Source organism: Delftia tsuruhatensis NBRC 16741 (assembly GCF_001571325.1).
Lineage (GTDB): Bacteria > Pseudomonadota > Gammaproteobacteria > Burkholderiales > Burkholderiaceae_C > Comamonas > Comamonas tsuruhatensis.
In genome coordinates this window covers 19,578-35,151 of record NZ_BCTO01000032.1, presented here as the reverse complement: position 1 = coordinate 35,151, position 15,574 = coordinate 19,578, and the positions used below count along the sequence as shown (strand labels likewise).

The window sequence follows — 15,574 nt, the reverse complement described above, 5'->3', positions numbered from 1 at the left end:
TTCAGCCGCCGTCATGCGCGCGCTCAAGAGCGGCGATGTCCAGCTTTTGCATGCCCAGCAGGGCCTGCATCACGCGCTGGGCGGCGGCCATGTCGGGGCCTCCCATCCAGCTGGCCATCTGGGACGGAACGATTTGCCACGACAGGCCATGGCGGTCCTTGAGCCAGCCGCATTGACGCGCCGCCGGGTCGCCGCCCTCGGACAGGGCGCCCCAGTAGTGGTCTATCTCGTCCTGTGTATCGCAACTGACCATCAGCGAGACGGCCTCGTTGAAGCGGAACATGGGGCCGCCGTTGAGCGCCAGAAAGGGCTGGCCTTCCAGCTCGAATTGCACCGTCATCACGCTGCCCGCCGGCCTGCCGTGGATGTCGTGGATGTCGTGGCCTGCTTCGCCGTAGCGCGCAATGGCCGTGATGCGGGAATCGGGAAAGACTTCGGTATAGAAGCGCGCCGCCTGCTCGCCCTGGTTGTCGAACCAGAGGCAGGGCTGTATGCGGCCGGTGTGCAAAGCCATGCTTGTCTCCTTGGTGACGGTGATAACCGTTTTATGCCGTTCGATGCCGGCTTTTTATCGATTTCTGCCCGGCGTGTGTACGCCGTTCACATATGCTAGGGACTAAAATGGACGCTGTCCACATCAAGCGCTGTCAGCTTCGGTGTCAAGCTGTAAATCGGCGGGGCAGGGCTGTCTTCCCTCTCGGGTGATGTGGCCACGCAGAAAAAAGGAAGCAAAACAGTGACGCAGCGACGTGTCAGGCGTGAGTCATATCACCATGGCGACCTGCGCCAGGCCCTGGTCGAGGCTGGCCTGGCGCTGGCGCGTGAAGGCGGTCCCCAGGCGATCGTGCTGCGCGAGGCCACGCGCCGCGCGGGCGTGGCGCCCAATGCAGCCTATCGTCACTTTGCCAACCGCCAGGCGCTGTTTGATGCCGTGCGCGCTGCGGCCCTGGGCGCACTGGCCGCAGCCATCGAGGCCGAAATGGCCCAGGCGCGCACCCTGCCCGATGTGCTGCAGCGCTCACGCGCGCTGCTGGCCGCCGTGGGGCGCGGCTATCTGGGCTTTGCCCAGACGGAGACCGGCTGGTTTCGCACGGCCTTTGCTTCGGTCGAGTACGACGTGGACCTGCCGCCCGACACCACGCGTGCAGCGGCCATGGGACTGAACTCGTTCGAGCTGCTGGGCTATGCGCTGGACAGCATGGCCGAGGCCGGCGTGCTGCCTGCCGAGCGCCGGCCCCAGGCCGAGTTCCTGGCCTGGTCCGCGGTGCACGGCATGGCCTTGCTGGTGATAGACGGGCCGCTGCGCCACGCCACCGCCGAGCAGCGGCGTGCGCTGGCGCTGCGCCTGCTGGAGATGGTGGAAAAAGGCATTTGATGCGTGGCGGGGCGACACTGCCTCACAATGGCCTGCCTTTTTTCCATCGCCGCCCCGATGCCCGACGAACATTCCCTTTCCTCGCCTTCCCCCGCCGAGCCTGAACTGGCCGGCCAGGGCGAGCTGCGCGACCGCATCGCGCGTGCAGCCCATATCGCGGTGCTCACGGGCGCAGGCGTCAGCGCCGAATCCGGCGTACCCACCTTTCGCGACGACAAGAACAGCTACTGGGCACAGTTCAACCCGCAGGACATGGCCAGCGAGGCAGGCTTTCGCGCGCATCCGCAGCGCGTCTGGCAGTGGTATGCGCACCGGCGCGAAGCCGTGGCTGCGGTGCAGCCCAACGCCGGCCACCATGCGCTGGCGCAATGGGCCTTGCGCCACCCGGGCCGCATGACGCTGGTCACGCAGAACGTCGATGGCCTGCACCAGCGCGCAGGCAGCCCCGGCGTGCTGTGCCTGCATGGTGAGCTGATGCGGGACCGATGGCTGGAAAGGCCGCGCGCATGCTGCGATCTGGCCCAGGTGAAGCCGGGCGAGCCGCCGCAGTGCGCCGTCTGCGGCAACCTGGTGCGCCCGGGCGTGGTCTGGTTCGGCGAGTCCCTGCCCATGGGCGTGTGGCAGGCCGCCGAGGCGGCGGTGCAGCACTGCGATGTGCTGCTGGTGGTGGGCACATCGGGCGCCGTGTACCCGGCTGCAGGGCTGGCGCGAATCGCACGCAGGGCGGGCGCACATGTGGCCGTGATCAATCCCGCACCGTCCGAGCTGGATGACGCGGCCCACCAATGCCTGCGCGGCCCGTCGGCACAGGTGCTGCCGCTACTGCTGGGCGACTGAAGGCGGAGGGGCAGGCCGCCCGACGCGGCCCAGGGGGAGGGAAGGGGCTTGCGCCATGGCGGCTCCTTTTGACGCACAACCGGGGCAGTCCCCTCCCTCTCGCGCATCCGCTCAGATCCAGCCCAGCGCTCCCAGCGCCGCGCCGGCGCCCAGCAGCCACAGCAGGTGGATGCGCGTGCGCCAGACCAGCAGGGCGCAGACCAGGGTCAGCAGCCACAGGCGCCAATCCTGGGCGGGGCGGCCGCTGCCCGTGCCCAGCAGCCAGCCCGTGGCCAGCAGCAGGCCGATGACCAGAGGGCCCATGCCCTGCTTGAAGGCCCGCACGCCGCGCCGGTTCCTGTTGCGCTGGCCCCAGCGCGATGCCTGCCAGGCCAGCAGCGAACTGGGCAAGAGGATGCCCACCATGCAGATGGTCACGCCCAGTGCTCCAAAGGCCCAGGCCAGCAGGCCCGTGCCTCCGCCTGCGTTCAGGCCCAGGTTCCATCCCAGCAGGGCGATGAACAGCACATTGGGCCCGGGCGCCGCCTGGGCAATGGCGATGGAGGAGCTGAATTGCGCCTCGCTGAGCCAGCCATGGCCATCGACCAGAAAACGGTGCATGTCGGGCGCCGTGGCAATGGCCCCGCCCACGGCCATCAGCGACAGCGTCAGGAAATACAGCAGCAACTGCAACCAGTCGGCGGGCTGCAGGCTCAGTGCAATCTGGTGGGCAGCATTCATGGCGTGAGCTTTCTCCAGGTCAGCACGCAGCCCGCGCCGCCGACCACCAGCAGCACCCAGGCCAGCGGAATGCGCATCACCGCCATGGCAATGAACGAGGCCAGCGCCAGGCCCGCGCTGCACCAGCGCCCCAGCGGGTGGCGGCTCAGCGTGCTGGCCAGCTTCAGGCCCATGCCCGCCACCAGGCCGGCTGCGACGGCGCCCATGCCGCGCAGCGCGCCGGCCACGGCGGGGTGGTCGGCCAGCTGGGAATAGATCACGGTCAGCGTCAGCACCAGCAGCATGGGAAAGCACAGCATGCCGCACACGGCCACCACGGCACCGCGCCAGCCGAAGTAGCGCTCGCCAATGGTGATGGACAGGTTGACCACATTGGGGCCGGGCATGATCTGGGCCACGGCCCAGTCCTCCACAAACTCTTCATTGGTCAGCCAGCGCTTTTTCTCGACCAGCTCGCGCTGTACCACGGCCAGCACACCGCCAAAGCCCTGCAGGGCCAGCCAGGTGAAGGACCAGAACAGATCGCGCAGATTGGCGGGGGCGGGGCGCCGGGCCGGCACATCGGCGGGGTCGTGTGGCGGGTGGGCCTGGGGCGGCGATGCGGGCATGTTCTGGCTTGTGTCTGAGCCGCCCGGGCAGGGCCCCGGGAGGGCATCGCTGTTGTCGTGGGGGAACCGCGCGGGCCGGTCCTGTCTTCGTGCCTGCCGCCGGGGCGGCACGCACGGAATGTTAATCCTGCGCAGCGGCCTTGTCGGCAGCGGCCCCATCGGCAACGGCGATGGGGGCATTGCAAGCGCAGATGGCTTGCTGCCGGCATGCGCCCAGGCCTGCCCGCCGGCCTGTCTGAACAGGAGTAGATTCTCTCCACCCACACAACCCGAGGATCTCCGACATGGACATGGATTGGAGCAAGGCGCTGCAGGAAAGCCTGGTCTGGCTGGCGGCGGCCTCAGTGATCACCGTCGTGGCTTTCGCGGCCGTGGCGCTGCTGGTGGTTCGATTCACCCGCTGGGGTCGGCAGTTCTGGCAGCTGGCCGGCCCGTTCCTGCACCCCAGAAACAGCTGGTGGCCGCTGCTGGTGTTCACGCTGCTGCTGGTGCTGGCCCTGGTCTCGGTGCGCATGAACGTGCTGTTTTCCTACTGGTACAACGGCTTCTACAGCGCGCTGCAGGAACTGGACCAGAAGGGCTTTTGGCGCTTCCTGGGTATCTTTGCGGTGCTGGCCACGGTCCACATCCTGCGCGAGCTGTTCAATTTCTATGTGAACCAGGCGTTTCGCATCCGCTGGCGGGTCTGGCTCAACGAGCGCGTGACCACCGACTGGATGCGCGGCGATGCCTACTATCGCAGCCACTTCCTGGACGAGCCGGTGGACAACCCCGACCAGCGCATCGAGCTGGATGTGAACACCTTTGTCTCGAACTCGCTGACCCTGGCGCTGGGTGCCGTCAGCGCGGTGGTCTCGCTGGTGGCGTTCACGGGCATTCTCTGGGGGCTGTCCGCGCCCATCGCGGTGGCGGGCGTGGAGGTTCCGCGGGCCATGGTGTTCGCGGTCTACCTCTATGTGATCGTCGCCACGCTGATCGCCTTTCGCCTGGGCCAGCCGCTGATCCGGCTGAACTTCCTGAACGAGAGGCTGACCGCCAACTTCCGCTACGCCCTGGTGCGCGTGCGCGAATATGCGGAGAACATCGCCTTCTACCAGGGCGCGGCCATCGAGCGCAACACGCTTTTGACGCGCTTTTCGGCGTTGATCGCCAATGTCTGGGCGCTGGTCTACCGCAGCCTGAAGTTCGACGGCTTCAACCTCACCGTCAACCAGGTGGCCGTGGTCTTTCCCTTTTTGCTGCAGGCGCCGCGCTTTTTCAGCGGTGCCATCAAGCTCGGTGATGTGATGCAGACCTCGCAGGCCTTCGGGCAGGTGCAGGATGCGCTGTCCTTCTTCCGAACCTCCTACGACACCTTCGCCCAGTACCGCGCCGCGCTGGACCGCCTGTGCGGCTTTCTGGATGCCAATGCCCAGACCCGCGAACTGCCCCAGGTCGTCCACAAAGATCAACCCGGCGCCCTGGACATCGAGGGTCTGCAGGTCAGCCGCCCGGACGGCCACCACCTGCTCAGCGGCCTGCAACTCAAGCTCATTCCCGGCCAGGCGCTGCTGATCAAGGGGCCTTCGGGCAGCGGCAAGACCACCTTGCTGCGGTCCATTGCCGGCCTGTGGCCGCATGCCCAGGGCACGGTGGGCCGCCCGGGCGGCCACCAGGCGCTGTTCCTGTCGCAGCGCCCGTATCTGCCGCTGGGGGACCTGCGCACGGCCATTGCCTATCCGATGGATGCTTCACCGCAGGACGACGAGCGCCTTCAACAGGCGCTGCGCCAGGTCAGCCTGGCCCATCTGGCCGACAAGCTGGATGTCAACCAGGATTGGTCCCGCATCCTGTCGATTGGCGAGCAGCAGCGCCTGGCCTTTGCGCGCGTGCTGTTCAACCGGCCCGCCATCGTCTTTCTCGATGAATCCACCTCGGCCATGGACGAGGGCCTGGAGCATGCGCTGTACACGCTGCTGCGCGAGCAGATGCGCTCGACCATGCTGGTGAGCGTGGGCCACCGCAGCACGCTGGCGGGTTTCCATACCCACGCGCTGGCGGTCAATGGCAATGGCGGGTGGACGCTGTCGGAAGTAAGCGCCCCGCAGAGCGCGCCCCAGGATTGATCCGCGTGCGGCCCTGGGCCGCGCGCGATCAATCGTCCATGGGCAAAGAATCGCAGTTGCCCAGGTCGGAGGGCGGCTGCTGGGGCAGCTGGCGCACCGCGTCGCGCAAGGCGGTGCGCAGGCCCTCTTCCAGCACGGGGTGATAGATGGGCGTGCGCAGCAGCTCCTGCACGGTCAGTTGCTGCTGCACGGCCAGGGCCAGCAGATGGGCCAGATGCTCGCCGCCCGGTGCGCACATTTCCGCGCCCAGCAGCCGGCCGCTGGCCGGGTCCGCATAGACATGAAGCAGGCCCGCGTTGCGCTGCGCAGCCCGTGCACGCCCCTGGTGCGCGAAATCCACGCGGCCCACCACGAAGTCCTGGCCCAGCAGCGCCTTCATGGGCTGGCCCACGACGGCCGCGTTGGGCGAGCTGAAGACAATGGACAGCGGCGTGCGCCGCTCGAAGCAGGCCACATTCTCTGCCATGGCGTTGGTGCCCGCGATATGGCCTTCGTCCACGGCCTCATGCAGCAAGGGGCGGTCGCCATTGGCATCGCCCGCGAGGAACAGCGGCAGCTCGCCGACCTGCAGTGTCTCGCGGCTTACGGGCGGCTGGCCGTGTTCGTCCAGCTCAAGTCCCAGCGTCTCAAGGCCCAGGCCTTCGAGCTGCGGGCGCCGACCCATGGCGGCCACCACATGGTCCACGACGATGCGGGTGTCGCCTGCACGCACGACGATGCTGCTGTCCGGGCCCTTGCTCAACTGCACTTCATGGTCGGTGATCACCACCATCTCTTTCTCAAGCAGATGCCGCAATGCGCCGGTGACATTCGGGTCGGACAGGCCCGCCAGCTTCGGGCCGCGTCCCAGTGCGGTGACCTCCAGTCCCAGCCGCGCCAGCGCCTGTGCAATCTCCACGCCCAGCGGACCCAGGCCGACGACGGCCACGCGCGGGCCCAGCGTCTTGCGTTCGAACAAGGTGTCGGTGGTCAGGATGCGCTTGCCAAAGCGCTTCCATTCCTCCGGCACCACGGGGCTGGAGCCCGGAGCGAGGATGAGCTTGCGCGCAGCCAGCACCTTGCCATTGACCTCGATCCGATTGGCTGCCAGCAGCCTGGCACGCCCGTCGATGGCCCGCCAGCCCAGGCCCTCCGTGGCCTTGATCGTGCTTGCCACGAACTCGTCGCGCAGCTTGCGCACGCGGCGCAAAACGGCGGGCAGGTCCAGCTGCAGCCCGCTCGCGCCGCGTATGCCGAAGGCATCGAAGTGATGGCGTGCATGGAAGGCGTTGGCCGCCTCGATCAGCAACTTGGACGGCATGCATCCCACCCGCGCGCAGGTCGTTCCCCAGGGCCCGTCGTTGACGATGGCGAAATGCTCCGTGTGCTTGCGCACCTCGCGCAGTGCCGACAGTCCGGCCGAGCCGGCACCGACGATGATCACGTCGAGGGCGGTGGTGGGTGGGTTTTTCATTCTGTCTGATTCCTTTGACTGTGGCACCAGGTCCCGTGGAGGTCTCCGCTGCCGGTGGATGTGCCGAAAGGTGTGCCGACGGGAGTGCTGACTGAAGTGCCGACAGATGGTCGAGATGACTGCCTCGCCTGCCATGGGACATGCGTGCCAGTCTGCATGCTGGCGCTCGCGGCAGTCGTAGGCGAAGGGCCGAAACCGCTGCTGGACATCCAGGGCCCGGCCCGTGCCGCGCAGGGGCTAGCCGGATGCCCAGTGTTGCCATGCCGCGCCCGTGCGGCTGCCTGATGCGCCGAAATCCGCTTCCCGCGCAAAGCGCCTGAGGGATGTCTCGGTAACCCTCAAATGGCTGATACGGCACAAGCGGCTTTGCGCTGTTTGCAACCAGCGGCGCAGGGACCAATGAAGCTGCGCCACCATCTCGCCATGCACCTGTGCGCTGTGCAGGCGCAGACGGCCATCGAGGATGAAGGCCCTCACCGACCGTGCAGAAAGCTGCAGATCCTCGCAGACCTGCCTCAGCCCGACGCCTTCGCGGACCCGGGTGCTCAGGCCGCGCCTGTGCATCTGGCAGCGAACGGAGCGTTCGCTGCGGTCCAGCCGGCGGCAGATCACCTGCACGGGCAGGACGCCGGCCCAGCGTTCGAGTGCCAGCAGTTCTGCCGGACTCCAGCGGCGGCGAATTGCTCCATTCGGCCATGCGCTGTCGGATGTCAGGCAGTGTGTGATTGCCATGGAGAGCCCCCATTCATATGGCGCTGCGCTATGGCATGGCCTGAATCCCGGATGCCGATGAGACAATTATTGATGGGGGATTCTTTTGCAAGCTTTTGATTTTGTTGATTGTTTTTGTTGTTTTGATTGCTGCTCGGATGGACGGCTCCATACCGCGATGCCTATCGTGGGGCCGGGATGCGGATCACGGAAATAGCGTCTGCACCGGCACGCATATGCCAAGCCCCATGCGGATTTCCTGTTCGGCGCCCGATTTCCATGAACGACTTCTTTGCTTTTTCAGGAGAACCCTTCATGCGCCTTCAGCCAAAGCATTTGAATTTTTCCGCGGCGTGCCTTGCGTTGCTGGCACTGCCGGCCGCGCAGGCCCTGCCCATGCAGGACGTGGGCACGTCGGCAGGCCCGCAATGCGTGGGCCTGGACATCAACAACAGCGGCCATGTCGTGGGCGCCTGTGCAGAGAGCGACGGCTCGTCCGCAGGCTTCGTGTCGCTGGCGCCGGGCAGTGCGGCAGACCTTGTGCGCCTGTCGCCTGGGCGCAACTGCAACGCGGCGGCCATCACCAACAGCGGCCAGGTGGTGGGCAGCTGCCTGGACGGCAATTCGGTGTCCGTGGGCGTGTTCTGGAATGCGGCCACGCCGGCCACGGTGCAGACACTGCAGCCGCTGACGCTCGATGTGCGCAGCATGCCCACGGCATACAACCAGGGCGGCTATGTGGCAGGCGTCAGCCTGAGCGGCAGCAACACGTCCCGCCCTGTCATGTGGCGCAACAATGAAACCACGGCACGCGCGCTGCCGGCGGGCCTGCTGGGCCTGAACAGCACCAACTGCGTGCCGTCCGATGTGGACAATTTCGTGGTGGGCGGCAACATGCCGGGCATCGTGGGCAACTGTCCCGACAACAGCGGGCATCCGCGTCCTGTCTATTGGTCTGCCGCAGTCCTGGGCGGCTATATGGCCACGGCCCTGAACCTGCCTCTCAATGCCGTCTTCTGCCGCGCAAAGACCGTCGTCAATACCCGCATCATGGGCTACTGCGATTTTGGTGCCCAGGGTGGACGCACCGTCGTCTGGCTCAACTCGTCCTCCAGTCCGCAGGTGCTGTCCATATCGTCCCCGCCCGCGCGAAACAGCGGCGTCGATCTCAACATCCTCGGCGAGGTGATTGGGCACTACCAGTTGGCAGACGGGCGCAGCATGCCCTATTACTGGAACAGCCAGACCGGTGTCATCCGCGATATTCCTCCGCTGCCTGGCGGCATGAATGCACGTGTGGTGGATATCGGTGACAACGGAACGGTGGCAGGCCACAGCGAACTGGCCGACGGAAGTTCGCACGCCATCACCTGGACCCCCTTGGGCGGCACCGTGGACCAGGGAACCCTCGCAGGCGGCGAGAACAGTGCGGCCTCGGCACTGAGCCAGGATGGCTGCTACATGACAGGAAGGAGCGAAGTCGCGCAATTGGCCACGCATGCCTTCGTGCAGAACCTGTGCACGCCATGAAGGCGCAGCCTCGTCTCACACCGTGCATAAAGGAAATACCATGAAGATGCGATATCCAAGACTTGCAACCACACTGGCAATCGCTGTGTGCGGGCTCTGGGCCCCTCCAGTGCAAGCGAACGGCATTTCATTCGAGAATTTTTCCTCCTCCAATGCGGCACAGGCTTTTTTTGGCTCATATAGTATGTTGCCCCTGATGATGGCGCGAACGAGCGAGTTGTCGAAATTGATGGAAATGATGACTGCGAATACAGGTAAAACCGAACTAATGCCACTTCAGATGATGGCGAAATGAATATGAGCATGTTTGCGGTATGAATGCGCCTGTGGTGAATATAGGCGATACCGCAATGGTGGCTTGCTACAGCGAACTGGGCGATGAAAGCTTTCGCGCCATCATCTGGGCGTCCACAAACAACGCGTGCTGTGTGCAGAATCTGTGGACTCCTGCTCGTCAGTATCAATTTAAAAACGATGAGATAAAGGGGTTGAAATGAGATTTCGATATGAAAAATCATTGTCCACTATGGTGGTATTTGGTGTTTTAATGTCCTCATCTGCGGCGCATGCAAATAATATTTATTTTTCGGAAGATGGTCTAATAAATTTGGAAAATAGCAGCCTGTATGCAAATGGTAGTTCAGTTGGAGCTGGCTTTTATCATACTTGTGGCAGTGTTTTGATAGCGGGAAATAAGTTGGTGACAGCTGCTTATTGCCTTGGGTATTCCTTTAGGGAACTACATTGATCAGGGCTTGAAAGCTAACTGTCTAATTTCACATGGCTTGTTTTGCCTGCTTGCGATTTGCTTTTTGGCCATTTGATGAGTAATTACCAGCATCAAATCAGTCTGGCAATGCCATGCGGCCCGGCCTTCCGCCATGGCTGGGCGCCTGTTCCGGCGCAGGGGCATCGTCGGCCATCAACTTCCCCATCAGGCCTCGCAGGATTGCCAGCGTCGGCGCCTCGCTGCGCTGACGCAGCGTGACCAGCCCGAAGCGGGCGGTGCTGCGCATGGGCGGGTCCATGGGCAATTCGGCCAGGTCCGGGGCGACGGCGCGCACGGCCAGCAGCACGGTGTCGCTGTTGCGCGCAACGTCCACAAGGCTGGGCAACTCCTCGCACTGCAGTGTGACGAACCGCGCCGGGTGGGCCGTGGCGCCATAGGTCTCCACCAGCAGCCAGGCCACCTGGTCGCTCAATGGTGTGGAGGCGACGGGGTAGCGCTGCACATCCTCGAAGCGCAGATCCCGCTGCAGGCGGGCCAGTGGATGGTCGGTGCGGCACATGAAGGCGGCGCGCATTTCGTGCACGACGTCCAGCGCAAGGTCGGGTGCGGGCCGCAGCGCGCGCAGGTCCACGACCAGGGCGTCGAGCAGGCGCTCGCGTAGCGAGTGCACCAGCAGATCGGTGCTGCCGCGCGCCACCTCGGTTCGCACGCCGGGATGGTGCACGGTCATGTGCTGCAGGAACGGCGTCATCAATATTGCGCCGGGGCCCGATCCCAGGCCCACACGCACGGTGCCGGCCGCACCCTCGCGCAATTGGCGCCCCCTGTCACGCAGCTCGTCGGCTTCAGCCACCAGGGCGCGTGCCCGTCCCAGCATCTCGCGGCCGAAGGCTGTGAGTTCGCTGTGGCGGCCGATGCGGTCGAACAAGGGTATGCCCAGCTCCTGCTCCAGCGCGCGCACGCTGCGGCTGAGGGCCGGCTGTGTCAGATGCATGGCCTCGGCCGAGCGGCTGAAGGAGCCGGTCTGCGCCACCGATATGAGATGCCTGAGCTGCACCAGCGTCATGATTTTTCGCGCCCTGAAGTCTGCATGAAACTCATGCTAATGCAGCCAACAATGCATTGGACGTTCGATGACCCGGCTCCTAGGATGCCGCGTATCCGGCCGACCGAGCCGGAGCCATCCACCAAGGAGACATGATGAGATTTTTGTTCCAGCGCGTTTGGCTGACGGGCGCCGGCCTGCTGCTGAGCGCGGGCCTGGCCTGTGCGCAGAGCCCGTCCTCCAGGCCCGTGAGCCTGATGGTTCCCTATCCGGCCGGCGGCCCTTCGGATGCCATTGCCCGCATCTTCAGCGTGCCGCTGTCCAAGGCACTGGGCCAGCAGGTCATCGTGGAGAACCTGGGCGGCGTGAGCGGCGCCATGGCCGCGCAGAAAGTGCTGGCCGCTCCGCCTGACGGGCACTACGTCTTCCAGGGCTCGCCCAACGAGGTGATCCTGTCGCCGCTGGCCAATGCCGCCGTGCGGCTCAAGGCCGAGGATTTCCGCCTGGTCCATCCCGTGGCCGAGGCCGTGATGGTCTTCGTCGCTCGCAAGGACCTGGAGGCCGGCAACGTGGATGAGCTGATCGCGCTGGCCCGCAAAAGCGCCAGCCGGCCGCTGTCGTACGGCAGTGTCGGCATTGGCTCGCTCTACCACCTGATCCTGGAGAAGGTGCAGCAGGACGCCGGCATACAACTCATGCATGCGCCCTACAAGGGCAATGCGCCGCTGCTGCAGGACATAGGCAGCGGGCAGGTCGATTTCGCTGTGCTCGTCTACAGCGCTGCCATGGGCGCGCTGGCCGAGCAGGGCCGGCTCAAGATCCTGGGCCAGCTGGGGGAGCAGCGATCGGAGCTGCTCAAGAATGTGCCCACGGTGCGTGAGGGCCGGGAGCTGAAAAACTTCGCCTACAAGACTTGGACCAGCTTCCTGGTGCGCAAGGACACGCCGCAGGAGGTGGTGCAAAGGCTGCACCAGGCGATAGGCGCCATGCTCAAGGACCCGGGCGTGCGCGAGCAACTGGCCCTGCAGACCCAACTGGCCGCGGCGCCCATGTCGCTGGCCGAAGCGGCGCAGTTCTATGAGGCCGAGACGGCCCGCTACCGCAGCATTGCCCGCTCCATCCGCCTGCAACCCCAGTGAGACGCCGCACATGAACACCCTTCTGGACACTTTGCGCGGCTCGGCCGCAGCCTTCGTCGAGCTGCGCCGCGACATCCACAGGCACCCCGAGCTCGGCTTCGAGGAACACCGCACCAGCGCCCTTGTCGCGCAGCAACTGGAGCAATGGGGCTACGAGGTGGAACGCGGCCTGGGCGGCACGGGCGTGGTGGGGCGGCTGGTGCGCGGCAGCGGCAGCCGGCGTCTGGGTCTGCGCGCCGACATGGACGCGCTGCCCATCGCCGAGGCCAATGAATTCGCCCATGCCAGCACGCATGCCGGCGTCATGCATGCCTGCGGCCATGACGGCCATACCGCCATGCTGCTGGCAGCGGCCCGGCATCTGGCCGAGCACGGCGGCTTCGACGGAACGCTCACGCTGATCTTCCAGCCTGCGGAGGAGGGCGGCGGCGGCGCCCTGCGCATGATGGAGGACGGCCTCTTCGAGCGACATCCCTGCGACGCCATCTTTGCCATGCACAACATGCCGGGCCTGCCCCAGGGAAGGCTGGCCTTGCGCGAGGGCGCAGCCATGGCGTCCTCCGACTACGCCACGCTCACGCTCACCGGGGTGGGCGGGCATGGTGCCATGCCGCACCGCGCGGCCGACCCCATCGTTGCGGCCGCCAGCATCGTCATGGCCTTGCAGACCATCGTCTCGCGCAACATCGATCCGCTGCAGATGGCGGTGGTGACCGTGGGCGCCATCCATGCGGGCAAGGCCAACAACGTGATCGCCCACAGCGCGGTGCTGGAGTTGAGCGTGCGTGCGCTGGATGCCGATGTGCGCAGGCTGCTGGAGGAGCGCATTCGCGACCTGGTGAGTGCGCAGGCCGAGAGCTTCGGCGTGCAGGCGCAACTCGACTGGCGACCCGGCTATGCCGTGCTGGTCAACACGCCCAAGGAGACGGACTTCGCGCGCCAGATCGCGCTGGAGCTGCTGGGCCCGGAACATGTCACGCTGCAGGCGCCACCCTTGCCGGGCAGCGAAGACTTTGCCTTCATGCTGCAGCGCGTGCCAGGCAGCTATCTGCTGATTGGCAATGGCGAGGGAAGCGAGCAAGGCGCCTGCATGGTGCACAACCCGGGCTATGACTTCAACGACGACAACATCGCCGTGGGAGCCGCCTATTGGGTGCTGCTGGCGCAGCGGTTTCTGGTGGCTGGTTGAACTGCTTGAGCCCGGCGCATCTCATTCGCTGGGGTGGACTTCCAGCCAGCCCACGCGTCCTTGACCGCTCTCGTTGAGGCGGCTCACAAAGCCTTCAGCCTGCGACTGCGGCAGGCGCAGATCGAACTGCACCAGCGATCCATGCTCGACCTGGAGCAATTCGGCGCCTGCCGCCTCGATCTCGCGCCGCACCAGGCCTTCGAGCGCATAAGGGACACTGCAGCGCAGCAATTGCATGCGCTGCAGCGTCACCTTCTCGGCGGTCAGCAAGGCCTGGGCCACGGCATCGGTGTAGGCACGGACCAGGCCGCCGGCGCCCAGCTTGACGCCGCCGAAGTAGCGCACCACGGTGGCCAGCACGCCTTCCAGGTCCTGGTGGCGCAGCACGTCCAGCATGGGGCGGCCTGCCGTGCCGCTGGGCTCGCCGTCATCGACGGCTGCCGACTGGCCGCCTGCCAGCAGCGCCCAGCAGACATGGGCGGCGCCCGGGTGCTCGCGGCGCAGCGCATCGACCACGGCCTGGGCGCTGGCGCGGTCGGCCATGGGCTGCACGCAGCCGATGAAACGGCTTTTCTTGATGATGAGTTCGCTGTGCGCGGGTGCGCGGAGTGTCTGTGGCATGGAGGGCGGCAAGCTTACCCGATTGCCCCTGGCTCGGTGTTTGGCGCATGGATTCATTACGCCTTTATTACGAAGCGCTACACATTTGTGAGCATGCGTACCTTGTGTCATTTCAGCTTCAGCGGGTTGCATCCAGGTTTGTCCTACAGAAATCGTGAAAGATTCGCAGTAAGCTTTCTGTCAAGGAGGCGCAACCATGAACACCCCACCTTCCCGCGATCCCGTTCTCACCGAACACACCTTTGGCCGCGATCATTTCAGTCCTCCGCCCATGGCGTTGGAGCAGGCAGGCCAGGACCATGAAGCCGCCGGCGGCGGCCTTCCTCTGGACCTGGACCAGCGCATTCGCAACGTAGGCGAATGGTGATGGCTGCAGCCGTGCAGCCAAGGGCCATCCGGCCAGGCTGAGCGGCTCCAACGACCGCCGACAGGAACGCAGCAGGCAATGGCCTCGCTGCGCTGGATTTATCATTCCAACATCTTCACCCAGGCCGGCTGCGCAATGCACCGGCCTTTTTGCATTCCTGCCACAGCCTGTTCCCGTACCCATGAGCAATGACACCATTCGCAGCCATTGGCTGCTGGCACCTGCCTGCGCCAGCGATGCCAGCCTGCCTGTGCCGCTGGGCGATGTGACGGCGCTGCTGGAGCAGGTGGGCCGCTCCAGCGCCAGCAGCGACGAGGTGGCCGGGCAGCTGCTGCACCTGCTGGGCCGGCATGTGCCGTTGGCGCAGTGCACGATCTTTTCGTTCCAGGGGCGATCTCGGCCGCGCATCGTGGGGTTCGGGGACCGGGCACGCACAGGCGCACTGCCTTTGATTTCCCAGGATTACAGCGAGCGCTTCTATCCACTGGACGGCGCGCAGCGCGTGATGCAGGCCGAGCTGGCGCGGCAGCAGCGCAATCCCCAGGCGCCAGCGCGCGTCTGGCTCCATCGCCAGAAGCCTTCGGACGTGAGCCATCCCGAGTACCGCCGTGTCTGCTATGACCTGCCCCGCCTGGTGGAGCGGCTTTCGCTGCTGACCCTGCAGACCGGCGCACGCTGGCTGGCGGTGAATCTGTACCGGGGTGAGGAGCACGGCGGCTTTGACCCGCAGTCCATTGCACGCATCGAGGCCTTTGCTCCGCTGGTCATGCAGGCCATGCGCCTGCATTACGCGGGCCAGGCCCTGCAGGACGATCTGGCGGGCCTGGTGCTGGCGCGCCTGGCGCGGCGCTTTGCGCATCTCACGCAACGCGATATGGACGTGGTGCGCTGCGTGGTCGAGGGGCTGGACACCGAGCGGCTGGCGCAGCGCCTGGGCATCACGGTGGCCAGTGCCCGGACCTATCTCAAGCGCGTCTGCGGCAAGCTGGGCGTGCAGGGGCAGCGCGAGCTGTTTGCCTTGCTGATGGAGCCCGAGGCGCTGTCCTGAGCCTGGGGGCTGGAGGGTCCTGTCTGTCCCCATCCGGGGACATTGCCGGAGCGGGGGCTGCCTACACTGCGGCCTCACAAAGACGCAAGACGCAAG

The 15,574-nt window shown here is 65.7% G+C and carries 17 protein-coding genes; 10 read left to right on the top strand and 7 right to left on the bottom strand.

From position 1 onward, the window contains the following. Nucleotide 1: 1 nt before the first annotated feature. A complete protein-coding gene (locus DTS01S_RS16215; RefSeq protein ID WP_017403917.1) occupies nucleotides 2-514 on the bottom strand; it encodes a VOC family protein in 513 nt (170 codons plus the stop codon). 222 nt (nucleotides 515-736) lie between these two features. Between DTS01S_RS16215 and DTS01S_RS16210 the strand changes: the two genes are divergently transcribed. Next, complete coding sequence (locus DTS01S_RS16210; RefSeq protein WP_061288118.1) at nucleotides 737-1,375, top strand: TetR/AcrR family transcriptional regulator; 639 nt, start codon at nucleotides 737-739, stop codon at nucleotides 1,373-1,375. 57 nt (nucleotides 1,376-1,432) lie between these two features. Next, complete coding sequence (locus DTS01S_RS16205) at nucleotides 1,433-2,212, top strand: SIR2 family NAD-dependent protein deacylase (RefSeq protein ID WP_026062008.1); 780 nt, start codon at nucleotides 1,433-1,435, stop codon at nucleotides 2,210-2,212. A gap of 111 nt (nucleotides 2,213-2,323) precedes the next feature. Here DTS01S_RS16205 and DTS01S_RS16200 read toward each other — a convergent pair whose 3' ends face one another. Next, nucleotides 2,324-2,932, bottom strand: a complete 609-nt coding sequence (locus tag DTS01S_RS16200) for a chromate transporter (RefSeq protein WP_017403920.1) — start codon at nucleotides 2,930-2,932, stop codon at nucleotides 2,324-2,326. Then, nucleotides 2,929-3,540 (bottom strand): chromate transporter, encoded by a 612-nt coding sequence (locus DTS01S_RS16195; protein ID WP_017403921.1) that lies wholly within the window; start codon nucleotides 3,538-3,540, stop codon nucleotides 2,929-2,931. Before DTS01S_RS16195 ends, DTS01S_RS16200 begins: the two co-directional genes overlap by 4 nt. A gap of 284 nt (nucleotides 3,541-3,824) precedes the next feature. Between DTS01S_RS16195 and DTS01S_RS16190 the strand changes: the two genes are divergently transcribed. Further along, entirely contained in the window at nucleotides 3,825-5,645 is a 1,821-nt protein-coding gene (locus DTS01S_RS16190) for an ABC transporter ATP-binding protein/permease (protein ID WP_061288116.1), read from the top strand. Between the two features lie 28 nt (nucleotides 5,646-5,673). Here the strand turns inward: DTS01S_RS16190 and DTS01S_RS16185 are convergent, their stop codons facing one another. Further along, entirely contained in the window at nucleotides 5,674-7,098 is a 1,425-nt protein-coding gene (locus DTS01S_RS16185) for a dihydrolipoyl dehydrogenase (protein WP_061288115.1), read from the bottom strand. A 237-nt stretch (nucleotides 7,099-7,335) separates the two neighbouring features. After that, nucleotides 7,336-7,830 (bottom strand): hypothetical protein, encoded by a 495-nt coding sequence (locus DTS01S_RS16180; RefSeq protein ID WP_061288113.1) that lies wholly within the window; start codon nucleotides 7,828-7,830, stop codon nucleotides 7,336-7,338. Between the two features lie 294 nt (nucleotides 7,831-8,124). Here DTS01S_RS16180 and DTS01S_RS16175 point away from each other — a divergent pair, with 294 nt between their 5' ends. Genes DTS01S_RS16175 through DTS01S_RS30500 form a run of 3 tightly spaced genes read left to right on the top strand, consistent with a single transcriptional unit; the run spans nucleotide 8,125 to nucleotide 9,836 of the window. After that, on the top strand, nucleotides 8,125-9,339 hold the full coding sequence (locus DTS01S_RS16175; protein WP_061288111.1) for a hypothetical protein: 1,215 nt from the start codon (nucleotides 8,125-8,127) through the stop codon (nucleotides 9,337-9,339). Between the two features lie 40 nt (nucleotides 9,340-9,379). Beyond that, nucleotides 9,380-9,634, top strand: coding sequence for a hypothetical protein (locus DTS01S_RS30505; RefSeq protein ID WP_139223834.1), 255 nt, complete (start codon nucleotides 9,380-9,382; stop codon nucleotides 9,632-9,634). 19 nt (nucleotides 9,635-9,653) lie between these two features. Continuing rightward, a complete protein-coding gene (locus tag DTS01S_RS30500; protein WP_128422701.1) occupies nucleotides 9,654-9,836 on the top strand; it encodes a hypothetical protein in 183 nt (60 codons plus the stop codon). Between the two features lie 348 nt (nucleotides 9,837-10,184). Here the strand turns inward: DTS01S_RS30500 and DTS01S_RS16170 are convergent, their stop codons facing one another. Further along, nucleotides 10,185-11,135: a LysR family transcriptional regulator gene (locus tag DTS01S_RS16170; protein WP_046239846.1), complete on the bottom strand. Its 951-nt coding sequence runs from the start codon at nucleotides 11,133-11,135 to the stop codon at nucleotides 10,185-10,187. Between the two features lie 134 nt (nucleotides 11,136-11,269). Between DTS01S_RS16170 and DTS01S_RS16165 the strand changes: the two genes are divergently transcribed. Beyond that, entirely contained in the window at nucleotides 11,270-12,253 is a 984-nt protein-coding gene (locus DTS01S_RS16165; protein WP_013802199.1) for a tripartite tricarboxylate transporter substrate binding protein, read from the top strand. Nucleotides 12,254-12,263: 10 nt separating this feature from the next. Continuing rightward, entirely contained in the window at nucleotides 12,264-13,442 is a 1,179-nt protein-coding gene (locus tag DTS01S_RS16160) for a M20 aminoacylase family protein (protein WP_017403929.1), read from the top strand. Between the two features lie 21 nt (nucleotides 13,443-13,463). On the opposite strand, the gene DTS01S_RS16155 is transcribed toward DTS01S_RS16160, so the two are convergent. Next, nucleotides 13,464-14,063 carry an IMPACT family protein gene (locus DTS01S_RS16155; RefSeq protein ID WP_017403930.1) on the bottom strand — a complete coding sequence of 200 codons (600 nt, stop codon included), beginning with the start codon at nucleotides 14,061-14,063 and terminating at the stop codon, nucleotides 13,464-13,466. A gap of 196 nt (nucleotides 14,064-14,259) precedes the next feature. Here DTS01S_RS16155 and DTS01S_RS30900 point away from each other — a divergent pair, with 196 nt between their 5' ends. Beyond that, nucleotides 14,260-14,430 (top strand): hypothetical protein, encoded by a 171-nt coding sequence (locus DTS01S_RS30900; protein WP_016447134.1) that lies wholly within the window; start codon nucleotides 14,260-14,262, stop codon nucleotides 14,428-14,430. Nucleotides 14,431-14,611: 181 nt separating this feature from the next. After that, complete coding sequence (locus DTS01S_RS16150; RefSeq protein WP_017403932.1) at nucleotides 14,612-15,478, top strand: helix-turn-helix transcriptional regulator; 867 nt, start codon at nucleotides 14,612-14,614, stop codon at nucleotides 15,476-15,478. Nucleotides 15,479-15,574: the final 96 nt, after the last annotated feature.